This window comes from Enterococcus mundtii, assembly GCF_002947535.1.
GTDB lineage: Bacteria > Bacillota > Bacilli > Lactobacillales > Enterococcaceae > Enterococcus_B > Enterococcus_B mundtii_B.
Map to the genome: position 1 here is coordinate 1 of NZ_PUAP01000011.1, position 24354 is coordinate 24354.

The following is a 24354-nucleotide window of genomic DNA, read 5'->3' on the forward strand; positions in this document are numbered from 1 at the left end:
ACAGGATTATGGACTTGACTATCAAATTGATCCAATAGTTGTTCAAAAACAATAATAAAAAAGTTGTCTTTTTCTTCATTTGAGTTTTTGATAGCAAAATCAAATATTTCATTCATTTTATGTTTAATAAAAAAGGTTATAAAATCATATTTATCCAAGAAATGTTTGTAGAAAGTTGGTCGTCGAACCATAGCAGCATCACATATTTCTGTTACTGAAATATTTTCAAATTCTTTTTCATGTAATAAGTTTTCAAATGCTTCTATAAGTGCCTTATGAGTTTTTTGAACCCTTAAATCTAATTGTTGCATATAGGGCCTCCTTTTTAGAGAAAGTATCAATTATCGAAAAAATGTAAATTATTTATCAGATCCTGAAAATATGTCTCTTGTCCCCCTTTGTGAGACTAGTATAATAAATAGTATAACATTTGTAAATAAAGAGACGATTGTTAATTATCTTATAATCGATATTTAAAAGAAAGGTAGGAATATGATGTCAGTTATTGAAGTGAAACATGTGACCAAGGACTATGGACATGGACGTGGAATATTTGATGTTTCTTTTGAGATAAATGAGGGAGAAGCTTTTGGATTCTTGGGACCGAATGGTGCTGGAAAGTCGACAACTATTCGCCACTTAATGGGCTTTTCTAAAGCTGATGAGGGAGAACTTTCTATTAATGGAAAAGATAGTTGGAAATCAGCAGCCAATATTAAACAAGATGTTGGTTATTTACCTGGAGAGTTGGCTTTTCCAAAAGGAATGACAGGAGACCAATTTATTGAGTTCATGGCAAATGAAAGAAAAATTACTGATATGACAAGGACAGAGCAGCTTAAAGAGCTCTTTAAAGTAGATACTTCTAAAGAGATTAAAGAAATGAGTCTTGGGACCAAAAGAAAGCTAGCGGTCGTTACTGCTTTTATGCATAATCCAAAAATATTGATATTAGATGAACCTACTTCAGGATTAGATCCTGTTATGCAAGAACGCTTCATTCAATTTATCTTAAAAGAAAAATCAGAAGGGAAAACAATCCTCCTATCTAGTCACATCTTTACTGAAGTGGATGCAACATGTGATCGCATTGCCATCATTAAGGATGGGGTAGTGGTTTCAACAGTTGAATCCAATGAATTGAAGCAGAGTACGAATAAATCATTCAAAATTGAGTTTGCTAGTTTTGAGGATTATCAGAAGTTTATAGAAAATACCGAATTTACTATTCCAACTAAAAGACCTGAACAAAATCAAGTTAAACTAAGTTTAACGGATCAGAAGATGCAAGAATTTTTTACAGAATTAAGTGAGGTAAAGGTAAATTTTATTTCAGAAATTAAATTTACTTTGGAAGATTACTTTATGGACTTTTATGATCGTAAGAAAACAGTGGCTGCTGGAGAGGAGAATTTGCGATATGGCTTACATTGATATCAAACATTTGACTAAGGATTATGGAAATGGACACGGAATATTTGATGTATCTTTAGAGATTGAAAAAGGAGAAAACTATGGCTTCGTAGGTATCAACGGTGCAGGAAAAACGACTACTATCCGGCACTTGATGGGTTTCCTGAAACCTGATGAAGGAAGCGTCACTATTAATGGACTTGATGCCACCAAAAGTAGTGCAGAAGTCAAACGCTATGTATCTTATATTCCTGGTGAAATCAACTTTCCAGGAAACAAAACCGGTGAAGATTTTTTAAAAGATCAAATCTATTTATCTGGACGTGGAAGTTGGGAACGTGCTAAAGAGTTAAGTAATCTTCTTCAATTAGATGTGACGGCCAATGTGCGTTCCATGAGTAAAGGGATGAAACAAAAAACAGCTATTGTTTCAGCATTTGCATCTAATGCAGATATCTTAATTATGGATGAACCAACTACAGGTTTAGATCCTCTAATGCGTGACATCTTCCTTGATCTTTTAAAACAAGAAAAGAAACAAGGAAAAACGATTCTTATGTCTAGCAATATCTTCCAAGAAGTGGAAGATGTCAGTGACCGAGTCGCAGTCATCCGAGAGGGCAAAATTATTGATATCACAGACATGGCAGACATTCGTTATAACGAGAATAAAAGTTATCGAATGGAATTTAAATCACTTGCCGATTTCGAACGTTTCTTAAATTTAGGATACCAATTGACTATGGTAAAAGCGGAAGATTTACAAGTTGTCGTTCAAATTCATGATAAAAATATTAATTATCTCATTCAAGATTTAAAAGATTTTGACTTGGTCTATTTTAAAGAAATTAAGTTCTCATTTGAAGATTATATTACTGAGATATTTAAGGAGGAAGTATAAATGTTTTCAAAACCAATATTTAAGCAAAGTATCAAAACCAATTGGAAACTATGGGCAATTATCACAATCGTCGCTTCAGTCATTTTATCTGGTTTCATCATAGGTTATGATGCGGAAGGATATGCATCGATTGCCGCTGCAGCGAAAGGAACCGCTTTTTCCAGTCTTCTCTCATCAATGGACAGTCTCTTAGGAAACTTAGAAAATTTCTATAAACTGATTGGTCTTATTCTTGGAATTGTTTATGTTGTATTTACAGCAAATACTCTTGTAGTGAGCGAGGTAGACTCTGGATCTATGGCTTATACTTTATCAACACCCATAAAACGTTCAAGTGTCATTTTTACCAAATCGCTTTACCTCATCTTATCGGTTATTTTAATGTATGTCATTGTTTCATTAGCCGGTTTAGGTGCCTCTCAATTAAAGTACAACAACGTGACGGGCTATCCGATCACAGAGGATATAGAAAAAGCATCAGAAATATTAGATAAAAGTGAAGGTTATCTATCTGAACATTTATATTTAATTAAAGATAATGAACAAGCTATGCGAGATGCTGCTGCAGCTCGCGATATGGATATGGACGCCTATTCAATATACTTAGGAGAGGTCATCAAGGATCACTCCTATGAAGAGGCTGCAGAAATTATCACCGATGAACGTCGGGATATCTATAAAAATGATGATGACATGGAAGATGATGATATTGAAATCACAACTGAGGAATTGATCGAAAACCCGGCGATGATATTAACAAGTAATGACGCATTGACGGCTGGTGCAAGTGTACAAGGAATTTCTGTTAATGAGTACCGTCAATTTCTGGCAGATGAAATAACTGCACTTGAAGCTGAAAAGAATGAAGAAAATAAAGGAAAATCTCAGCCAACTGTCATGATTACGGAAGCCAATAGTGAACTCTTATTACAGGCTGTTATTGACTCTTCTGCAAAGGCCTTAAATATGAATAGTGCCCAAGTGAAAGAGAATTTGAGTTTAATTAAAGATTCTACCGCTTTAGAGGCGTCTATGGAAGCAACTGATTTAAATGAAGAACAAATCATTACGATGGCAAACCATGCCATGGTATCATCTGCAAGATCTGTCGATGCTGCTCTGGAATTTGATACAGAAACTTATTTTTGGTTAAGTCTTGGTCTACTCATCTTAATCCTAGCCATAAGCTCTATTTCATTCTTTGCATCAACTCTATTTAACCGCTCAGGATTAGCTTTAGCTAGCGGTGGGGGGATACCATTTGCTTTCTTCCTACTTACTATGGTTCAGCAACTGATGGACGATGCTCCAGTTATACTCGAGTATCTAACGATAACAACTCTATTTGATACAGATGCGATATTAGCTAGTGGCGAGTTTGGTTGGGGATTAGTTGCTTTAGGAACCATTGCTTTCGTTCTATATGCAGCGTCAAATGTTATCTTTACAAAGAAAGATTTACCACTTTAATATTGAAAGAACTATCAGTAAAATCCTTAGCAGCTACCGATAAATGAAGAGAATATAATGTGAGAAAGAGCATTAAATATACTGCAAGGCAAGACATTTGGTAATTGAAGAATAACAAGAAAAAAATAGCAGTCAGGTCTCTTGACAAAGTATAGTTGCTATTCTTTTTTTAGGCCCTACTTTAATGAAATATTTGTTTGGAGGGAACGACTTCATTCCTTTGATTATTTCAGTTGAATTTAATAGAGAAGCCTAGCGTCTATTAAGAAATGATTTTCTTGATGCGCGTCAATTTTTTTGAGGTAGGGGGCCTTTATACTAAATTCAGTAAAGGAAAAGGAGGCATCAAAGGAAGCCATTTTAAACAAACCAAAATTATAGGAGGAATAGATCATGACTGAAAATAAAGCTTCTCAAGAAAGAACACCCCAAGAAAGATTGCAAGAAGAACAAGAACACAAGGAACATGTCCATCATACAAAAATTAATGCAGCGGCCATTTCGGATCATCTTTTAGGGAACATGCATACTTTACATGTGAAATTGCACCAATATCACTGGTATGTAAATGGCGCTAATTTCTTCACCCTGCATGAAAAATTTGAAGAATTGTATAATCAAAACGAAGAATGGTTCGACAAACTCGCAGAACGCTTGATTACTTCCGGTCATAAACCGGCTTCAACCACCGCTGAATTTGAAAAATATTCCATGCTTTCAGAAGATGCCATCAATAAATACGCTAAAGCAGAAGACATGGTTGAAAATATTATCGAAGATTTCAGAAGTACCCGTGAATTAACGATTCGTGCTATTCGTTTAGTACAAGATGAGGGTGACGATGCTTTAGAAGATACACTGATTGCTTTTAAAAATGACTTAGATAAAAACATTTGGATGCTGCAAGCGTTCATTGGCAAAGAGGCATTGGAAGATGACGATGCGTTTGATGAGGATGAAGAGTAGGTTTTTCGGAAACATACATTTAGAAATTAAATATTTTGAGGTAGGGGCCTTTATGCTAAATATAGGAAAGCTAAAAAAAAGGACAGTAAACTGATAAAGGGGAAGAACGAATTGACTCAATACACCCAACCACATGCAGCAGGAGACCACTCAGCTTGTATCCGCTTAGTCCCGATATTCAATCATTTGGAGGAAAGCGCGATGGATCGCATCGCTGAAAAAGCGCACACGAAGCACTATCAAAAAGGGGAGTTTCTGTTTCGCTCGCAAGAAAAAGATGATGCCTTATATATTGTGAATCGCGGAAAAGTCCGCATCTATCGCTTGTCTGATTCTGGCAAAGAGCAACTAGTGCGTATTTTGAATCCGGGTGACTTTACGGGAGAATGGACGTTGTTCAATCCTGATGCTGTGCACGAGGAATACGCAGAAGCTATTCGAGATACGTCTGTCTGCATGATTCAACAACATGATGTACAAGAGTTGCTAAAAGAGTATCCTGCAATTTCATTAAAGCTGCTAGGAGAGATGTCGCAGCGGTTAGAAAGATCCGAACGCCAAACCGCACAAGTAGCCGTGGAGAGTGTCATTACCCGTTTAGTTTTGTTTTTGGCAGAAAATGTGGAACCTGAAATGGGCAACTCTCCCACCATCACCCTGCCGATGGCAAAAAAGGACATTGCTTCCTATTTAGGAACGACACCTGAGACCATCAGTCGCAAATTAGGAGAATTGGAGAACGAGGGATTGATTCAACAGCTGTCTGGGAAAAGAATCAAGATTCAGGATTTAGATGATTTATTGCTTTACAGCGAATAATCGGACACACTTTTTTCTACACGTTGGTGTTCTGTCGCTCTTCATTAACAACGGGACAGAACTCAGTGCTTTTGCGTCAAGAAGAAGTCGCTTTGAGTGACGTTTTGTGGTACTCAGCGGGTCGGTTCTTCATTGAAGGTATGCGAACGAACAGTTTATGGATTGGCGAGTGGATCCGCGTTTCGCAAGCCTTGTCTCTGTCCCTGTTTATTGGCGCGATTGTCGTATGGTTTATACGCAGACAAGATTATCCACCAATTTCTTATTATTCTGATGGCAATAAGGGGCAGAAAAAGACTATTAAGATGGTGAATTGAGCAAAAAGATAAAAAGAAGTGCCGAACTTGATATGCGTCAATTTTCGTTTGCTAGAAGTGAGCTATATTACAGTTGTAAAGAGGAAAAGGCAGTGTTCATTAATCTGCTGCCGATAAAATAAAAACACATAAAGGAGATAGGAATTATGGAAAAAGCTATATTGCAATTAGAAACGTTGTCTTGTCCAAGTTGTATGCAAAAAATTGAAGGTGCCGTAAAATCAGTTAACGGTGTCGATAAAGACAGCATTAAAGTATTATTCAACTCCAGCAAAGTCAAAGCCAATTTTGATTCAGCTGTCACTTCGATTGAAGAGATTCAAAAAGCTATCGAAAACGTAGGCTATCCGGTCCTTAAAGCAAAAGTCAAGGCCGCTTAACAGATTAAATGAACTAGGCAATTCTGGAAGAAAAGCTATTTTTCCAGGATTGCTTTTTTTGTTGCAATCCGATTCGAGGTGCTTAGAAACGATAAAAGAGAACTTTCTAAACTTGATGTCAGTCAATTAATTACTTAGGCAATTATCTTATACTGTGTTTATCAATAAAAGAGAAATTAAATTTGGAGGGAAAAAGCATGCAACAATATATATTAAGCAAGAAAAATGTTATCACCGTCATCAGTGGATTGTTAATCGTACTCGGTTTCTTCAGTCACTTTGTTTTAGAAAACGTAGGACTTTCAGAGTGGTCTTTGATTATCGCCTCTGTCTTTGGGATTACGCCAATTGCCATTCAAGCGTTTCAAGCAATGAAAGTCAAAGTCATCAGTATTGATGTCTTAGTCAGTATTGCAGCGATTGGTGCGCTTTTCATTCAGGATTATGAAGAATCGGCTATTGTCACGTTCTTATTCTTATTCGGACACTACTTGGAACAACGAACATTGAACCAAACGCGATCTGCTATCAAAGAATTGACTGAAATGGCACCCGAAAGCGCTTTGAAACAAATGGATAATGGCGAATTTGAAGAAGTAGAAGTGGATGATGTAGATGAAGGGGATATCTTGCTCGTTAAAACGGGTGCGAAAGTTCCAGTGGATGGCACAGTCCTTACGGGCGAAGGGTATATCAATGAAGCTAGCATTACAGGGGAAGCTGTTCCGGTCAACAAGCTAGCTGATGCAGAAGTTTTTGCAGGAACCATTTTAGAAAACGGAACGATTCAAATCAGAGCTGACCGAGTTGGTGAGGACACCACATTTGGAAAAATTATTGAACTCGTGGAAGAAGCACAAGATTCTAAATCCGAAGCGGAACGGTTCATTGATCGCTTTTCTAAATACTACACACCAGCTGTCTTGGTTCTGGCAATTGTTGTATGGGCGTTCAGTCAAAATATTGAGTTAGCAATCACCATCTTGGTTCTAGGTTGCCCAGGCGCATTAGTTATCGGAGTGCCTGTCTCAAACGTTGCCGGTATCGGGAATGGTGCTCGTAACGGTGTTCTTTTAAAAGGGAGTGAAGTCATTCAAGACTTCAGCAATGTGGATACAATTGTATTTGATAAGACAGGTACTTTAACTGTCGGAAACCCAACCGTTGCAGCGACTGAACTGTATGAAAAAGATTCTGCTGAAACGCTTGGCTATCTGGCCAGTGTGGAACGGGAATCAGATCATCCATTAGCAAAAGCGGTCTTAAATCAAATTGGAGAAACAAACTTTTATCCTGTTGAAGGAACTGAAGTCGTGAAAGGCGGCGGAATCGTTTCAAGTGTAGCTGGACATAGAGTGGCTGTTGGGAATGTGGCCTTGATGGAAAAAGAAAATGTCACTCTCAGCAAAAAAGTGCAAAAAGATGTCAAACGGTTTGAACAACAAGGGAACTCTCTCGTTTTGACAGCGGTCGACGGTGAATTAAAAGTACTGATGGGCATTCGCGATCAAGTCCGTCCGGGTGTGAAAGCTAATTTGCAGGAATTAAAAGACTTGGGCGTGAAAAATCTAGTCGTTCTTTCAGGAGATAACCAAGGAACCGTTGATGTGGTCGCCGGCGAACTTGGTTTGACCGAAGCTCACGGCCACATGTTGCCGGAAGACAAATCGGCTTATATCGGAAAACTTCAACAACGTGGTCAAATTGTAGCCTTTGTTGGAGATGGCGTTAACGATAGTCCGTCCTTAGCTTTAGCAGACATTGGAATCGCAATGGGAAGCGGAACGGACGTAGCGATTGAAACATCCGATGTCGTTTTAATGAACTCGAACTTCAGCAACTTGCCTCACGCATTAGGATTAGTAAAAGCCACCGCAAATAATATGAAACAAAATATCGTGATTTCAATTGGAGTAGTGTTGGTCTTGTTGACCAGCGTCTTCTTCAGCGAATGGATGAATATGTCTATCGGAATGTTGGTTCATGAAGGTAGTATCTTGGTGGTAATTTTCAATGGCATGAGATTAATGAAGTATAAGTTGAAAGGTCGAAAAGAACAAAAAGAAGTATCAGCACCTGCAGAGAAAGTAAAAATATCTTAAGAATAAATTAGAAGAGGCTGAGACAATAGTCCATCCTTGAAATGACAAAAGCGGAAACTCAGATTTTTAAATCTGGGATTTTCCGCTTTTTTGAGTTCTTGAAAAAAAAAATAAGAGTATAGGGTATGTTCTTTATAAAATTAATTTTCGTGTAAATGATTAAAAAATTGGGAGAGTCAAAACAATGATGAAATCATTTAGTTCTTATAAATTAGACAAGAGAAAATAAATATTCCATATCTACTTTATTGGATCCATAACATGACTAAATTCTGAATACTTTTTAAAGCTTATCATTTGGTAAAACTGAATGTAAGTTAATTATATAGACTGAAAATTTTGAATTTTCAGGATAGAATAACTTAAAAGTACTGACAAATTTTTTAAAGGGGCAATATTAATGTTCTGAGATAATCAAATCTTACCGAAAATCCCATAGCCCAATGAGACACAAACTGATTCTGTCACATTCGTCAAAATCGCTCCATCCTTAGAGGCTCTAAGAGAAAATCACTTTTCTTTTAGGGTCTTTTTTCTATAGCTTGTTTAAATGTGACTTATTATCTGTTATAATCGTATTAAGTAACATTTGAGAGGGGACTAAAAATGAAGAGTGTGGAACCGATTCGCGACAAAAAAAAGATCGATGCCATGAAGGCAATTTTGGCTTCCGGAAAATATGGGCAACGGAATTTGGTGCTTTTTTCGATCGGGATCAATACAGCCTATCGAATCTCCGATCTAAGACAGTTAAAATTAAGTGATGTATTAGAAATTTCTCGTGGACGGGTGATTGTCAAGGAACGTCTGGCCATGAAGGAACAAAAAACGGCCAAACACAATTCGGTCTTCATTTCGAACAAATTACGAAAAGTGATTCTCGACTATGTTCAATCTGAATTTCCTGAGCAGCTACAAGTACATGACTTCAGCAAGTATTTGTTTCCAAGTCGAAAAGGAGCAGATACGCCTTTGACCCGACAAAGTCTTTGGCGGATCATTCATGAAGCAGGAACGGCGGTTGGGTTGAAAGAAATTGGCCCCCATTCGATGCGCAAGACCTTCGGCTATTTTTTGTACAAACAAGGTACGAAAACAGAAATCATTCAGTCATTGCTAAACCATTCTTCGCAACGGGAGACCTTACGCTATATTGGAATCACCCAGGAAGACAAAGATACCGCAGTGAAGAGTTTAGATCTATGACGAAATAAAACCCTATATAATAGAAGAAAAAATTCAATATATGTAATAAGTTAACTAGTTAGAAGTCTAACTATCCATTAATATCTTTTTATCAGTTGGATAGGCTACAATTAACTAGACAGAAAAATTAAGGTGTGTAGACTAGAAGAAAACATACCAGGAGGAATTTTTATGTCTAAGAGAACACGAAGAACTTTTTCACAAGAATTCAAGCAACAAATCGTCAATCTTTACTTAGCTGGAAAGCCACGTGTAGAAATCATTCGAGAATATGAACTAACGGCTTCAGCATTTGACAAATGGGTAAAGCAATCTAAAACGAGTGGTTCATTCAAGGAAAAAGATAATCTTACGCCTGAACAAAAAGAATTGTTAGAACTACGTAAAAGAAACCAGCAATTAGAAATGGAAAATGATATTTTAAAGCAAGCAGCGCTGATATTCGGACGAAGAGACAAGTAATCGATGCGAATAAGCATCTTTACCCTATATCAGCGATGTGCAGAATATTAGGTCTATCACGTCAGTCCTATTATTATCAATCAAAACCAAAGAAAGACGAATCAGAACTTGAAGAAGCAGTCGCTGAAGAATTTATCCGCAGCCGAAAGGCCTACGGCTCAAGAAAAATAAAAAAATCCTTATCAAAACGAGGCATTCAGATCAGCCGACGAAAAATTAGTAGAATCATGAAAAATAGAGGATTAAAATCGAGCTATACTGTTGCTTATTTTAAAGTACATCATTCTACTTGCAATGAAGCCAAAACGACAAACGTATTGAATCGTAAATTCTTAAGAGACAACCCATTAGAAGCGATCGTAACAGACTTGACTTATGTGCGAGTCGGGAAAAAATGGAATTATGTCTGTTTCATTTTGGATCTGTTCAATCGAGAAATTCTCGGCTATTCTTGTGGAGAATATAAAGATGCCGTTCTAGTAAAAAAAGCATTTAGCCGTATCAAATAACCTCTGACAGAGGTTGAGATTTTTCATACTGATCGTGGAAAAGAGTTTGATAACCAAGCTATTGATGAATTATTAACAACTTTTGACATCAATCGATCATTGAATCATAAAGGCTGTCCTTTTGATAATGCCGTAGCTGAATCAACTTATAAGTCGTTGAAAGTAGAATTTGTCTATCAATACACATTTGAAACCTTACAACAATTGGATTTGGAGTTATTTGACTATGTCAATTGGTAGAACCACCTTCGGTTGCACGGTACACTTGGCTACGAGACACCGGTTGGTTACCGTAATCAGAGATTGGCGCAGCGAATCCTTGATAATGAGCTCGGATGTGCTAACGCTAGCGAGGCAGTCTAACTTTAACTGTTAGCTCCTGCCGAAGATCGTCACATCCGAGGAGGCTGATTGTCAAGGACAATGGGAATAGCATACGGAAAGAAGTTCTGCACCTTATAAAATTTGTCAAAAAAACTGTTGCCATTCCAAGTAATCCTCAATAGGAGATTTACATTCACTACGAAAAAATAAGGTTTCTATGGGGTCCTTTTTTGTGTCAAGTCCAAAATCTTGTGTAAAATCTGTGTTCATGAAGATACATGAAGTCATTAAAGCATTGATCCCTCTCACTAATCTTATCAGTGATTTATGAATCGATAGCCGAATGGTTCATTAAGCGATTAACATGCACACTTAAAAAGACAATTTCGTTAACGGGGATTTTGGTTTGATACTCTTTATCAGTATACCCTTTGATCTCAGTCGCAATTTCCACCATATCTGGATACAACACTCACATTTGCCGGTACAAACCTTCATCATCGTCTTCCAGTAAGCCAACCAAAAAGAAACGATCGACAAAAGGACGAACATGCATGATGAAACGATTAGAATGGAATGAACTTATATTGAGTAACGGACCAAGTTAACGATAGAACCAATCAGTTTGGCTTTTTTCAATCCATCTTGATTCTCAACGCCGTCGGATTACACATTGATCAAATGAAATGCGATGTTCGAGGCTTTTTCTCTCAGTAGATCGATTTGGTGTCGTTCTTTCAACAAGTATAAAGCTTGTTCTGCTACCTGAAATTCATCCGCATAATAATTTTTAATCTCCTAATACAAACGATTGGTTACGCTTAAGCCCTTTTCTAGGCGCTCGTCTGCTCCGAACAATTCCGGGGTTAAATGCCACCTCCATGACTGCGATTGCGAAATTAGCTGAAATAGGACCAGATATGTCCGTTTTTCAAACATCCAAACATTTGATTTCCTGGGCAGGCTGTTGTCCAAGAAATGATCAGAGTGGTGGTCGTGTGAAATCGACTCCTATCTTTCGGGCTGGGCGCTCTTTGAAACCTTTGTTAGTGCAGATTGCTAATGCGCTTCTCAAATCAAAGAAACATCCCGAATTTGGAAATCGTTACCGCAGAATTAAAGCCAATCGTGGTCGCAAGAAAACAATCATCGCTATTTGTAAGATGCTCTGACCGCTATCTGGAATGTCTTATCAGAAGTTGAACCTTATACTAACGAAGGTTACCTGGATCACTAGCCTGTAGAAAAAGAGAAAGTTCTATCACAAAGTCAAGCTCTAAAATTTCTTAGAAAACGTGGTTATGTGATTACCGACGCAAATGCAGGCTCAAGTTGAATTGATTTCTTGATGAATAGTTGACTGCCCCTCCGTTAAAAAAAATTTAAAAAGCGGTAGATCTATTTGGGGTACTTTCTTTTAAGAATCATTGGCTGGCTTTATTTTCAAACTTTTCCTCCAGTTTTTATCACAAATACAACAAATACCGAGCATTAAAGTGGCACTGCACTTTGTACACTGGCCGCCACAGTCTCTGCTACCCCGGGTTCAAAGACATCCGGGAGTATATTGTTTGTTGTCAAATTCTCTTCTTTAATTAGACTAGCAATTCCTCTCGCTGCGGCAATTTGCTTCTCTACAGTGATTTTTTTGCCCGCGCATCCAATGCTCCTCTAAAATTTCTGGGAATGCCAAGACACTATTGATTTGATTCGGAAAATCGCTTTGATCTGCCCGAACGATATAAGCACCAGCTGCTATTGCTTCATCCGGGAAAATCCCCGGAATAGGACTTGCCATAGTAAAAAAGAGAACACCGAAATGTTCCCTTCTCTAGATTTAATTAAAAACAACATCACTTGACAATGAGTCGGTTATATTTGTTTCACATATGTTTTTTTAACTTTTTAATAAGATACTACCCTTCAATTGATTGGGACACCACAACCAAAAGCACCATTTATCTGTAAAACGTCATGAGCTAAATTGGCAGCTTTTTTAAAGCAATTAACCACCATTTCTTCGTTGATTTCCCCAGTTTGCAAATATTTCATTAATTGAACTGCAAAGGCTGCAAAATAACTATCTCCAGCACCCATAGTATCCAAGACGCGATCTGATTTTCGTATAAATCCTTGGTAGGTGATTTCATTTTTAGCATCTAGGAATAAAGGACTTTCGCTTCCTTTAGTCAATAAAACAAAGCGAACATTATTATCCATACAGCGCTTTTTCAGTCGTTCAATTTCCAAAGGGCTATCCTTAGAAACTGAAAATTGAGCAATAAAGATATTTGGACAAACTTCATTCAAATATTCATCTGTACGGTATTTCTCTAAGTCTGAAAAATCAAATGAAATCTTTGCACCACTAGCTTTTATTTCCGGTAACTTGTCTTCTGTTTTAGCATGGCAACCTGAATGAACTAGTAAACTATTGCCACACAATTCTAGTAGTTTCTTTGATAACTCTGGGGTTTGTCTTGATCCTCGTTGACTGCTTACAAAGATTCGTTCCCCGTCTTTTATTTCTACAAAAACTTTTTCAGAAGTGGATTTCGTTCGATTACAATAATGAAAATCTACTTTATTGTCTTTCAACCCATCAATGACTAGCTGACCATCTGCGTCGTCTGAAATTGTACCAACATAAAATGCTTCTACCCCACTTTTTTTCCCAGCGACTGCGAAGTTTACAGCATTTCCTCCGGGATACTTGATATTTTGATTCGTATAATAATCTACTTTATTATCGCCGAATCCCACTACATAATCAGACAATTTTTTCACCTCTTAGTATTCCACAACACGGTAATAACGTCGCGTTTCCAAAGAATGATTACGGATTGATTCAAGATGAACACTAATCCGTCCTAATACTGCCCACATTACGGGAGCACACACATATTTTCTAAATTCAGGACTGATTCCTGGCAACTCATAATCCATCGTATCAAAAACATTAAACTCATCAGTATATTGACTAGCAAAACGTTCCACTCGTTCATCTAACGGACGAGTTTCCCCCTCTGTCTTGATTAAAGTCACACACACATCTTTTTCCACCAGTTCTAAAGTTCCATGGAAGAATTCAGGAGAAGAAACGGATTTTGTCCTTAGCCATTGAGATTCTTCTAATACACACATAGAATAAGAATACGTAATACCCCAAAGATTACCGCTACCAACCCAAATTTGATATAGATCATTTTGATATTTTTCAGCATATTTTTTTGCTTTTTCATCAGCAGTTTCCCGTACTTTAGAAAGACCTTTTGGCAAATTTTTAAGTTCATCGGCAAACTGTTGGTACTTATCAAATTCACCGTTATGCTTCATAACGGACATGATCAAGAAATAAAGAGGCATCTCTTGAGGACGGCCATCATGATAGTTAATGCCATAAGTGCAAAGCTCTTCTAGTGGTGTATTTTCTTTACTTACAATTCCCACTGTTGGAATATTGCGTTCTTTTAAATACTTAGCGGCTTCAATTGTTTCTTTTGTATCCCCTGATTTTGAATAAAGTACAACTAAAGATTTTTCGTTTAATTGTTTGTGGCCCGTTAAGACTAATTCTGCGGCAGTAATTGAGTAGACAGGTATTGAAGATTCTGTTTGTAATACATAGTCAAAGGGTTGCATAACCGCAACAGAACCACCAGAAGCCGTAAAGAAAATATTAGAAATACCATTTTCGTAAGCGGCTTTAGCGACAGCCTCCACATGTTTTCGTGTTCCGTAGATCAATTCTCCCCGTTGTTCCATTTCTTCTGCATTAAATTTAAGCATTTTATTATTTCCTTTCATTTGTAATTTAGACTGTCAAAAAGCCAAAGTAAGCAGCGATAATCCCAAAAGCGAAAATCCCAAATAGTAAATAGGTTGTTTTAACGCCTTTTTTCAATAAATAATAAATCAACATTACGGCTACTACTGAAAGTAAGTTTGGCAAAATACCATCTAAAATGTCTTGAAATTTTTGTAAATCGTCACCCTGACCAATACTTCCGGCTACTTTAACGGTGACCATATTCCCTGTCATCCCACCGATGACCATCAATCCCAATATTGAGGCTCCATACATCAGTGATTTCATCAAACCTGAGGATTCCACGTTTTCTAAGATGGTTGTCCCAAATTCGTAGCCTTTCATGGTACCAAAATAGCGAATCGTATAAGTCGGTACGTTGTAAATCAGCAAAAATAATAACGGTCCTAAAATACTACCGTTTAAAGCTAATGAGGTGCCTACACCAGTTGCAATAACCCGCAACGTTCCCCAGAAAAAGGAATCGCCAATCCCTGCTAAAGGACCCATTAAAGCAGTTTTAATATTAGTAATACTTCCTGGATCAAAATTTCTTGGATCGTTGGCATTTCTTTCTTCCATGGATGCCACAATCCCCATAATAAAGGTTGACAGTGGAGCAGAAGTATTAAAAAACTCTAAGTGTCTAGCTCCTGCCTGAGCTCTGGCTTCTTTGTCATCCCCATAAAGCTTTTCAATTAAATCAGCCATCGCAAATTCAAAACCCATATTTTGTTGACGTTCAAAGTTCCAAGAAGCTTCCAGAGTAAAGGAACGGAAAAATATTTTTTTCAAATCTTTTTTCGTTATTTTTTTATCAGAAATCATCATCCACGTCACCTCCTTGAGTCACAGTTTTCTTGTCAATTTGAGAAGATATATCGACTAAAATAAACGCAATACATGCAGCGAAGATTGAAATTCCCAATACTGGTACATGTAAGTAACTATAGAGTGCAAAACCCATGATGAAGAAAACAACTACTTCCTTCTTCAAAATCATTTGCAATAAGATGGCAAACCCTAGTGCTGGCATAATCCCTGCTGCAATACTAATCCCAGTTTGAATGAATGCCGGAATTTGATTTAGAATTTTTTCCATAAAAGGACTGCCTAAATAAAAGGCCAATGTTACAAAGATAGCTCGTGGTAAACTTTTCACGACTAACCAACCAAAGATATGCATATTGGCAGCCTTTTTAATTTCACCATCAGTTGCGTACTTATCTGCTTTTCTCGCAACCATCGGTAAGACCAATAAGGTTAGCAAATTATCAACAATTAAAAACAAAGCAGCAATTGGAAAAGCTAGGGTTAGAGCAAATTCAGCTCCTTTTCCTGTAGCAATAGCAAAGGCAGTTCCTAAAATTCCACCAGAAACCAAATCAGGTGGCCGAGAAGCTCCAATTGTAATAGCACCGATAAAAGCTAGTTCTAATGTTGCACCCATGATAATACCAGTTTGCAAATCGCCCATAATAATTCCAACAAAGACACTGGAAATCAGTGGTCTTGAAATATTGTTGGTACCTGTTAGCCAATCAGCCACTATGAGCGCAGTTAACAAACCGAGCAAAATGGCTTGTAATAATGAATCCTGCATTTCTTTCCCCTTCCTTTTACATTAAGTGTTTAATATCCTGTTTTGCATCAGTTGGTACTTGTTGAGCATAGACTTCTGTGTTACTAGCAATCATCTCCTTTAAATATTTTCGATCTTCTTCTGTAACAAAAACCGAATGAGTTAAAGGTTGGCTTCCGGGAACTTCTTTCACACCCCCTAGGTTTACACTTTCCAATGAAGGTATGCCTTTAACTAAACGATAAGCATCTTTAATATTTTGAACAACAATTAATAGCTTATATTTATCTGTTTTCCCAGTATTAATGGATTCAACTGAGTCTTCAATGTTTTTAATCACAACTTTTACATTATGGGGGGCTGCTAATTTCAAGGTAGTTTTTTGAATTGAATTGTTCACAACATTATCATTGGCTACTAAAATACAATTGATATCCAAAGCGTTACTCCAAGTCAAGGCTACTTGACCATGAATCAAACGATGATCTACTCTTAATAATTTAATCATTTGTTTTTACTCCATTCTGTTTAAAATTCTTCATTTTCTTCTTCATAAGTTAACTGGTTACAGTAAATGAGCCCTTGAGCCGAAGTTTTAATCGCCTCCTGAATTAATTGGGTAAGCTCTTGTTGGCTATCTAGCTTTACGACTAACTCAATCACCAAACTTAAATTCATTCCGGCAATCAAATGTATCGATGAGATAGTTGAAATGTATTTCATCCATTCATTATTGATACTACCTCCAAAAATATCAGTAACTACAATCAAAGGTTCTACGCCATTTGCTGTTACATACTCACTAATCGTTTTTTCTAAATCATCATTGCCATCTATGTAGGCACATAAATATTCCAAGTACTGGTTTTTACCAATAATAAATTGCGCTGTTTCTACCATGCCTCTTGCCAATGGACCATGACTCATACATAAAACTTTTGTCATCTCACTCACCCTTTCGCATTTATATAAAGCAATAAGTGTGCCAAAAAATGTAAACCTCCACGTAACAGTCTTTTATATACACAAAAAGACACTGTCTCAAAAAAAAGACAGTGTCCTTGCCAAAATCAGTTAGTGGGAATCACATTAAACTAATAATGTTGTGAATAAAGCCAATTTCTTCAATGGGTACTTCTACGTTGTATAGTTGCTCGATGCTCTTTAGCGCTTTTTTGATCAAACGAATGGGCTCTTTATTCTGTTCCACAAAGTCATGGATATTAGGAAATGAGGCAATAGGTTGATTTCTAACCAGTCGTTCAATCATACAACTCAAGTGAACGTACAAACTAATTTTTTTACTAGTTGATAACTTTTGATGGAATTCCGTTTCGATGATATTAAAACATATATCCAGCTGTTCCATAATCTTCACTGGATCGAGAATTGTTAAATTATCAATTAAGCGATCTAAGGACAAGTTTTTGACAATTGCCTTATCTACTTTGCTAGCAACGGCATCATCAAATTTTTCCTTAAAGATACTGTAAAGACGACCATTTTCTCCTTCAAACAACTCTTCCAAAGAAATAAAGGGAATGGTCCCCATATCCGGATCGTCTGTTCCAATAATAGCAAGAATATTTTTCTCGTCAATGATCGTTCGAGAAGCGCCCATTTTTATCAAAATCGCAGTCTCATAAGGAGTGACCTCAATTTCTAGTTCTGGCGGCAGTAAGGTATCCAACATCTCTTTTATTTTAATCGCGGTTCCCACTCCTGTATTACAAGAAACCAAAATTCGATGATGGTTCCGGCTAACCGGTACAATTGATTGACTAGATAAGGTAAATTCTTCTTTTAACTCTTCACATAAAAATTCAATATCAATGTTTTGAGTGATTTTTAGCCCAGCATTCAAAGCTAAGGTGGTGGATACATTGTCCATTATGATCGTGGGGACACTAACAATTCGTTCAATATCCTTTTTGATATCCGAAAGACTTCCCATATCCACCAGAATTAACAATCCTTTTGAAGGGTTTACACTATTAATATAATTGACAAGCTTTACCAATATTTCTTTTGAAGATATGGAAAATGGCATGTCAATTGCATCAAAAATATATTCGCCAATCATACGATTTGCCACATGAGCAATACTGCTAGCAGTTGAATAACCATGGGTCAAAATAATGGCATTTATCTGCTTATCTACATTGCCTATATCCGCAAAAAAGCACAGCAAAACAAATAATCGATCCCGATTACTTAAATTAAGATCTAAGGTACTTTCAAAGATAGAAAAAACAATTGCTGATTCTTTCATAATACTTCCAGCAATAGCTTCATATAATTGTTTATCTAAAAACGGCTCAAATTCCTCAAAATCCATTCCAGATTGTTCTCTTTTTACTAAATAGGCGGTAATATTTTGAATAGTTGTTCCTTTGACCTCAAAGAAAACATTAGGCGCCATATTTTGAAAAATATTCTGTAATTCTGGCAAGAAAAATTGAACCGTTTCTTCTATTTCATAGTTATAAACGTACTGATCACTAAACTCGACCAAATGACTCGTGAATAACTGCTTTAAATCTACTTTTGAAATATCTCCTTGCAAATAGTTTTTATAGGAAAGTTCTGCTTTTTTGAAAAATACCATTCTTGCTTTTGCAAAATCCGTATCTGCAATTTCCCGCTGAATAAACTCACCAGCCGCAAAAATATACTTTTTATGAACTTTTAATAGATTTATCTGCTTGCTTTGATAGCGTGTCAAATATTCCCTTGGTAGATCCATAATTTCTAAGTTAATAGTCAGGCTATTCGGTTTTTTCGAGAATTTTTTAGCTACCATTTGCTTCACAATTCCTTTTATTTCACCAATATTTCCGCTTGTTTTTAAATTTATTAAAAAAGAAAAGGTCGCTTCTGAAACAATGATATCGCAATTAACAATTTTTGACTCTTCTTGAAATAGATGAAAAATAATTGATTTACGATCATTATACGTTCGTTCGGCAAAATCTGGCACTCTACAGGTAATAGGAATTCTCCGTAAAAATGTGCTCAAAAATTCATTATTTCGTTCTTCCGTAGTAGCAAAAATATAAAATACTTTTGATTTTCGCCAAGGACCATTATCACCAATTCTTTGATAGACTCCTTTATCCATGTGTAAAAATAACTTTTCTTGTCCTTCTGGCGATAATCGATGCACCTCGTCTAAAAAAACGATGCCTCCGTTCGCATTTTCGATGATTCCTTTTTGATCGTGTTCCGCACCAGTAAAAGCACCTTTTGTATAACCGAAAAGCTGACTACTCAATAATTCTGGATTGTGATAATACTGAGCACAATTTAATTCGAGGAAAGGAGCGTCCTCAGCGATAATGCCTGATAATCGTGCATACTCACTTAATTTTTCTGCCAAAAAGCTCTTTCCAACTCCAGAATTACCGAACAACATGATTGGCAGTCCACCAGGATAACTAATGGCCGAAACAGTCTGATCAATAATATCTACTAAACTTTCATCATACCCAATAACTTCCTTAAAAATCACTTCTTTGTAATCCATCGATCCATTATGAACTAATTCATCAATGGATTTAAACTCTATTTTAGATAATGTATGTCCAAGCTTTTCTTCTACTAAACCCTTATGTAAAAAGAGAACTGGTCTCGAATTAATTTTAATCAGTAGGTTTTGATTAACCAGTGAATTCAAATGCTTACTTGCAGTATTGCGTTTTACACCTAACTGCTCGGAAATAAACTGAGCATTACATAATTCTGGTATCTCTTCTGGAAAAGTATAATGCTCCATGATTTTTTTGATTTCATCAATGATATTCATTGAAACATCCCCTTACATTATCAATCGATTAATACCTATTCTGAAATGAATTTTTGGGAAAAGCAAGTTTTTTAATATTTGTGTCTACCTATTTTACAAGTAAAATCGATAACCTCCATGTAATTATGTAAAAAAATAATTAAAAAAAACGCTAATTTCTACTGACTTTAAAAAATTTGAGCAAGAACCAAGCTTTTGAAGGTCAATTTTATAGTTATATATAGTTTTGAGTATAAAAATACAGTGTTACACGACTATTTCAAGGTTCTAACGACTATGAGTGTACTTGCAAAAATATCGAAAAAAGAGAGAACAGGTTGGAACAAATTGCATAGCGATAAGACTATCACATAACTAAGAATGAAACGTCATTAAGTCCGCATACTAACAACATCTATATCAAAAAAAAAACAATTGAGCTAATTTCATAATTATCAACCCTTGGTATATTAAAGTTTTCAAAATATATAAAAATAGAACCTCCCCATCAGGTACAATTAGGTTGTCCTAGACAGACACGTACTCAAGAGAAGGAGATTCCCTATGTCTATTATACAACATTCAACCCTATTTGATATGCAAACCTTAGAAAAACTTGATATTGAGGATAAATATTTCGAAATTTTCTCCCCATTGGATTTTACGCTGCTCGTTGGCCTTTTTCAGAAAGAAAAATCAGTTGGTGCACCAATCACAGTGAACTATGAAGCTGCCATTCGCTCATTAGTCATTTCTTTTATTGAAGGTATTCCAGATGTGAAAAGTTTAGTTAATCGAATGAAATCAGATGTACGATTTAAGCTTAGTCTTGGCTTTTTATATTCTGACCGCGTACCGTCAGAGGCTACTTATTCAAGGATTTTACAAACACTACATCAGAATCGTCAAAAACTAATTGATGTGAATCATAATTTGCTTGCACGTATTGATGAAGAATTCGGTATTTTGACTGAAGATGTTGCCATCGACGCTACCGCCGTTGAGTCACATTCGAAACCAGAAAAAACGGAAAAGAGGGAAATTCCCAGTGTTTCTGACCAAAGGTCATTATCCACTGAGAGAATTAAATCATCGCTTACCATTGATCCTCAATGAGGGATTAAAGTGAATAGTAAAGGCCGCAACGTTTTTTGGCATGGCTATAAAGCTCATCTTGCAGTAACAGCTGGCAGCCAGTACATTCTTTCTGCTGTTCTGACCTCTGCACATATTGCCGATATCAGTATGGCAATTCCTTTAATGCGAGAGATTAAAAAGTTGGGTGTTCAAGATGTTCATGTATTATTTGATAAAGGATATGACGCACTCAATGTCTACGAAAAGGCCCATAGTCTTGGATTAGAGCCGATCATTCCTTTAAAGCGTGATACTAAAAGTGACGGTGAGCGAAACGCTGATTATGCACCAACTTGCTTAATTGAAGAAGCTTACAAGTATGATAATCTTGATCATCGGTATGGGGCATTAAAATATATACGTCCTGAAGCACGTTGTGCCCAATGCCCTTTACAGCATGAGGGTATGTGTCAAAAGGTTATCAAAATCAAACAAAAAACCAATCCACGACAGTATAGTCACCCCGCTAGAGGATCTAAAGCATGGGATAAGCTCTACGCCCAACGAAATTCAGTGGAAAGGGTAAACGGGAACCTTAAGGAAAACATGGAACTAAGTGATACTTCGTATTTTAAAGCAGAGCTGGTAGAAGTTGAACTTCTGCTTATTCAGTTAGGATATAACGCTAAAAGATATGCCACACAACGTTTAAACAGACAAAAGTTAGGAAAAGGAACCGTAGCCTGATTTTGAAAAAAATCGTTGATTTCGAAATTGGACCAGTGTTTGCATCTCTAAAAAAGCTAATTATGAAATTAGTTCATGAATGTATCCTTTCATTTCACCGATATCATAATAGTTTATCCAACCATTTATCAGCTGTTTAATTTCTTTGAATAGAACTTTCACACTTCAACTACGATTATGCTTCGTGATCCTCTTCAGTTTCTTTTTCACAGATACTTTTGCTTTCATGTGGGAACGAATTTTGACACCCTTCTTTGTTGGCAAGATACAGAACCCAAGAAACTTACGTTTCAAGGGACTTCCTACCGCACTCTTTTCACGATTAACAGTGAGTTTTAAGTCGCCTTCGAGAAATTTAACGGCTTTACTCATCACTCGCCGTCCTGCTCGCTTGCTTCTGATGTAGATATTACAATCATCTGCATAGCGGACGAACTTATGACCCCTTGATTCGAGAAACTGATCAAATTCATTGAGATAGATATTACTTAATAATGGCGATAAGTTGCTATCTTGCGATGTTTCTTGTGCTGAAGGATGAATCAGTCCATTTTTCATAATTCTGCTCATGAGGTAGTGACGTATCAGGCACAAGACCTGTTTATCTTTGACTTTCTTTCCGATGAGGTACATCATTTTATCATGATTGATGGTTTCAAAATAAGCTTTCATCATATCCACAACATACCTGTATCCTTGTTCGTAATACGCCTTAGCTTCTATGATCACCATTTGCGCACTGCATTTTAGACGAAACCCAAAACTATTATCGGAGAACTCAATTTCAAATATCGGTTGTAAAACCTGATTGATTGCTTGTTGGAGCGTACGGCCGATGACCGCGGGAATACCAATTTTTCGCTTACCGCCATTGGTCTTAAGTATTTCTATTTGCCGTATGGGTGACGATTTATAAGTTCCTTTTCGGAGCCGACTCAATAATTTCTCACGATTTTTCTTCAAGTAGACTTTACTGTCGACTAATCAGAAATTGCTTTTTTCTCTGTATACAGAATATGACCTTTTGCCAATGTCATTTTTACTGATAAAGTATTATCCAATACAACCAGATCAGCATCTTTTCCCAATTCTATACTTCCTTTACGATCATAAACAGCTAATTTTTTCGCTGGTGTACCAGAGGTTACTTTGGCTATTTCTAATAATGAACAATTTGTATATTTTTTGAACAATTGTGCTGCTCTTGAAATTTTAAGCACGCTGCCACAAATTGTGCCATTTGGAAGTAAAACGCAGCCATCTTTTTTTTCAGCAATTTGTCCACCATGTAAGTAATGGCCATCCGGACAATTTTTGGCTCGCATTGAATCGGATACTAAAGTGATTAGATTGGCCCCTTTAACATTGTAAATAAAATCTATAACGTTTTTATCAACATGATGTCCATCACAAATTATTTCAACTGTTAATTCATTACGATAAAGACTAGCAAAGGCCAGACCGGGATCACGATGGGTTATCGGGCTCATTGCATTAAATATATGCGTAACGTTGGATAAGCCATAGGGTAGATGTTTAACTATTGTTTGATAAGACGCATTGCTATGGCCGGCTGATGGCACTATGCCCTGCTGATAAATATATTTAGTAAAAGCAGTCGTTGTTTCTTCTGGTGCATAAGTAACTAATTTTATTTTATTTCCTGCAATTTTTTGATAGTCTTTTATTTTTTCAATCGTTGGTTTTTGAATATTGGTCGAATCCTGTCCACCTGATTTAACACACGAAATGAACGGTCCTTCCAAATGAGCTCCAAGGAGTTCCGCACCAGTACACTCCTCAGTACTTTCTTGATAATAAGCAATATTTTTTAGTGCTTGTTCAATTATTTCTGGTTTTTCAGTCATAGTTGTGGCTAAAAAACTAGTAACCCCTTCCCTGATCAGTGCAACAGAAATTTCATGTAGTGCTTCTGGTGTTCCATCCATTACATCAACCCCATCAGTACCATGTATGTGTTCATCGATAAACCCTGGAAATACAAACTGCTGATTGAGTGATACACAGTTCTCATTAGTCTGCAGTTCTGACATAAAGCCATATTCAGCGATTTTCCCATTTTCAATCCGTAAATAAGAATGTTCTTGGACCTTATTAGGTAAGATAAGGGTTGCATTTGTTATATACATAAATATAATTCTTCCTTTCCGCTTCATTCCAAAATATAATGCTTTGTGAAAAGTCTTTTTTATTGGCAGGAAGCTGAATTAAGTTAAATTCAACTTCCTACTCGTTATAATTTGCGATATAATCCGTTTTCAATCTCGATAACTGTTGACAGCATTATCTGTAGAACTTTACCAAGTTACTGTGTAAATTTATGATGCTTACATTTCTACAGAAGTAATATAGACTACCCATTACCTAGTAGGGATTATTAGGATTTTTTACTAATTTTCTTTAGAGAGGATAACTTTGAAAAAAGAAGTTATCCTCTCCAAAGAAAAAAGCAGATCGCTTCGTTTA

24 protein-coding genes and 2 pseudogenes are annotated in these 24354 nt (G+C 36.6%); 13 read left to right on the plus strand and 13 right to left on the minus strand.

All coding sequences use genetic code 11. The features are described 5' to 3' along the window. On the minus strand, nucleotides 1-311 hold a 311-nt coding region (locus tag CUS89_RS03535; protein WP_146103402.1), incomplete at its 3' end, for a TetR/AcrR family transcriptional regulator. A gap of 184 nt (nucleotides 312-495) precedes the next feature. Between CUS89_RS03535 and CUS89_RS03540 the strand changes: the two genes are divergently transcribed. The 10 genes and pseudogenes from CUS89_RS03540 to CUS89_RS03585 all read left to right on the plus strand — a co-directional run bounded on the left by CUS89_RS03540 (nucleotide 496) and on the right by CUS89_RS03585 (nucleotide 10908). Continuing rightward, the gene (locus CUS89_RS03540; protein WP_048602925.1) at nucleotides 496-1434 is read left to right on the plus strand and encodes an ABC transporter ATP-binding protein; all 939 of its coding nucleotides are present in this window, start codon (nucleotides 496-498) and stop codon (nucleotides 1432-1434) included. Further along, on the plus strand, nucleotides 1421-2314 hold the full coding sequence (locus CUS89_RS03545) for an ABC transporter ATP-binding protein (protein WP_075492108.1): 894 nt from the start codon (nucleotides 1421-1423) through the stop codon (nucleotides 2312-2314). The genes CUS89_RS03540 and CUS89_RS03545 overlap by 14 nt, the downstream gene beginning before the upstream one ends. Then, nucleotides 2315-3784, plus strand: coding sequence for an ABC transporter permease subunit (locus tag CUS89_RS03550; RefSeq protein WP_104871071.1), 1470 nt, complete (start codon nucleotides 2315-2317; stop codon nucleotides 3782-3784). Between the two features lie 393 nt (nucleotides 3785-4177). Then, nucleotides 4178-4750 carry a Dps family protein gene (locus tag CUS89_RS03555; protein WP_104871072.1) on the plus strand — a complete coding sequence of 191 codons (573 nt, stop codon included), beginning with the start codon at nucleotides 4178-4180 and terminating at the stop codon, nucleotides 4748-4750. Nucleotides 4751-4861: 111 nt separating this feature from the next. Next, a complete protein-coding gene (locus CUS89_RS03560; protein ID WP_104871073.1) occupies nucleotides 4862-5569 on the plus strand; it encodes a Crp/Fnr family transcriptional regulator in 708 nt (235 codons plus the stop codon). A gap of 23 nt (nucleotides 5570-5592) precedes the next feature. Then, on the plus strand, nucleotides 5593-5886 hold the full coding sequence (locus CUS89_RS03565; RefSeq protein ID WP_258082371.1) for a prolipoprotein diacylglyceryl transferase family protein: 294 nt from the start codon (nucleotides 5593-5595) through the stop codon (nucleotides 5884-5886). A gap of 146 nt (nucleotides 5887-6032) precedes the next feature. Continuing rightward, on the plus strand, nucleotides 6033-6266 hold the full coding sequence (locus tag CUS89_RS03570; RefSeq protein WP_002292161.1) for a heavy-metal-associated domain-containing protein: 234 nt from the start codon (nucleotides 6033-6035) through the stop codon (nucleotides 6264-6266). Nucleotides 6267-6463: 197 nt separating this feature from the next. Next, nucleotides 6464-8368 (plus strand): heavy metal translocating P-type ATPase, encoded by a 1905-nt coding sequence (locus tag CUS89_RS03575; protein WP_104871075.1) that lies wholly within the window; start codon nucleotides 6464-6466, stop codon nucleotides 8366-8368. A gap of 606 nt (nucleotides 8369-8974) precedes the next feature. Then, entirely contained in the window at nucleotides 8975-9574 is a 600-nt protein-coding gene (locus tag CUS89_RS03580; protein ID WP_070415749.1) for a tyrosine-type recombinase/integrase, read from the plus strand. A 171-nt stretch (nucleotides 9575-9745) separates the two neighbouring features. Then, a pseudogene (locus CUS89_RS03585) lies at nucleotides 9746-10908 on the plus strand (IS3 family transposase). Between the two features lie 286 nt (nucleotides 10909-11194). On the opposite strand, the gene CUS89_RS16510 reads toward CUS89_RS03585, so the two are convergent. Then, nucleotides 11195-11326: a hypothetical protein gene (locus CUS89_RS16510; protein ID WP_308726885.1), complete on the minus strand. Its 132-nt coding sequence runs from the start codon at nucleotides 11324-11326 to the stop codon at nucleotides 11195-11197. Nucleotides 11327-11750: 424 nt separating this feature from the next. Between CUS89_RS16510 and CUS89_RS16285 the strand changes: the two genes are divergently transcribed. Further along, nucleotides 11751-12041, plus strand: coding sequence for an IS110 family transposase (locus CUS89_RS16285; RefSeq protein WP_258082372.1), 291 nt, complete (start codon nucleotides 11751-11753; stop codon nucleotides 12039-12041). Between the two features lie 319 nt (nucleotides 12042-12360). Here CUS89_RS16285 and CUS89_RS16290 read toward each other — a convergent pair. The 8 genes and pseudogenes from CUS89_RS16290 to CUS89_RS03640 all read right to left on the minus strand — a co-directional run. Then, nucleotides 12361-12679 (minus strand): annotated as a pseudogene (locus CUS89_RS16290) (malic enzyme-like NAD(P)-binding protein); the annotation flags it as partial. 113 nt (nucleotides 12680-12792) lie between these two features. Then, the gene (locus tag CUS89_RS03610) at nucleotides 12793-13647 is read right to left on the minus strand and encodes a PfkB family carbohydrate kinase (RefSeq protein WP_181055299.1); all 855 of its coding nucleotides are present in this window, start codon (nucleotides 13645-13647) and stop codon (nucleotides 12793-12795) included. 12 nt (nucleotides 13648-13659) lie between these two features. Further along, complete coding sequence (locus CUS89_RS03615; protein WP_104871077.1) at nucleotides 13660-14658, minus strand: SIS domain-containing protein; 999 nt, start codon at nucleotides 14656-14658, stop codon at nucleotides 13660-13662. Between the two features lie 25 nt (nucleotides 14659-14683). Further along, nucleotides 14684-15508 carry a PTS system mannose/fructose/sorbose family transporter subunit IID gene (locus CUS89_RS03620; RefSeq protein WP_104871078.1) on the minus strand — a complete coding sequence of 275 codons (825 nt, stop codon included), beginning with the start codon at nucleotides 15506-15508 and terminating at the stop codon, nucleotides 14684-14686. Beyond that, nucleotides 15495-16280 carry a PTS mannose/fructose/sorbose/N-acetylgalactosamine transporter subunit IIC gene (locus CUS89_RS03625; RefSeq protein ID WP_104871079.1) on the minus strand — a complete coding sequence of 262 codons (786 nt, stop codon included), beginning with the start codon at nucleotides 16278-16280 and terminating at the stop codon, nucleotides 15495-15497. Before CUS89_RS03625 ends, CUS89_RS03620 begins: the two co-directional genes overlap by 14 nt. A gap of 16 nt (nucleotides 16281-16296) precedes the next feature. Further along, nucleotides 16297-16767 carry a PTS sugar transporter subunit IIB gene (locus tag CUS89_RS03630; protein ID WP_104871080.1) on the minus strand — a complete coding sequence of 157 codons (471 nt, stop codon included), beginning with the start codon at nucleotides 16765-16767 and terminating at the stop codon, nucleotides 16297-16299. Nucleotides 16768-16787: 20 nt separating this feature from the next. Further along, a complete protein-coding gene (locus tag CUS89_RS03635) occupies nucleotides 16788-17204 on the minus strand; it encodes a PTS sugar transporter subunit IIA (RefSeq protein ID WP_104871081.1) in 417 nt (138 codons plus the stop codon). Nucleotides 17205-17343: 139 nt separating this feature from the next. Then, nucleotides 17344-20064 carry a sigma 54-interacting transcriptional regulator gene (locus tag CUS89_RS03640; protein ID WP_104871082.1) on the minus strand — a complete coding sequence of 907 codons (2721 nt, stop codon included), beginning with the start codon at nucleotides 20062-20064 and terminating at the stop codon, nucleotides 17344-17346. Between the two features lie 543 nt (nucleotides 20065-20607). Between CUS89_RS03640 and CUS89_RS16295 the strand changes: the two genes are divergently transcribed. Further along, nucleotides 20608-21159: a transposase gene (locus CUS89_RS16295; RefSeq protein ID WP_258082373.1), complete on the plus strand. Its 552-nt coding sequence runs from the start codon at nucleotides 20608-20610 to the stop codon at nucleotides 21157-21159. Between the two features lie 9 nt (nucleotides 21160-21168). Further along, nucleotides 21169-21867 (plus strand): transposase, encoded by a 699-nt coding sequence (locus CUS89_RS16300; protein ID WP_258082374.1) that lies wholly within the window; start codon nucleotides 21169-21171, stop codon nucleotides 21865-21867. Nucleotides 21868-21927: 60 nt separating this feature from the next. Here CUS89_RS16300 and CUS89_RS16305 read toward each other — a convergent pair whose 3' ends face one another. Genes CUS89_RS16305 through nagA form a run of 3 tightly spaced genes read right to left on the minus strand, consistent with a single transcriptional unit; the run spans nucleotide 21928 to nucleotide 24017 of the window. Next, on the minus strand, nucleotides 21928-22029 hold the full coding sequence (locus tag CUS89_RS16305) for a group II intron maturase-specific domain-containing protein (protein ID WP_258082375.1): 102 nt from the start codon (nucleotides 22027-22029) through the stop codon (nucleotides 21928-21930). A 3-nt stretch (nucleotides 22030-22032) separates the two neighbouring features. Next, on the minus strand, nucleotides 22033-22830 hold the full coding sequence (locus CUS89_RS03650) for a reverse transcriptase domain-containing protein (RefSeq protein WP_258082376.1): 798 nt from the start codon (nucleotides 22828-22830) through the stop codon (nucleotides 22033-22035). A 17-nt stretch (nucleotides 22831-22847) separates the two neighbouring features. After that, entirely contained in the window at nucleotides 22848-24017 is a 1170-nt protein-coding gene (gene nagA, locus CUS89_RS03655) for an N-acetylglucosamine-6-phosphate deacetylase (protein ID WP_181055300.1), read from the minus strand. Nucleotides 24018-24354: the final 337 nt, after the last annotated feature.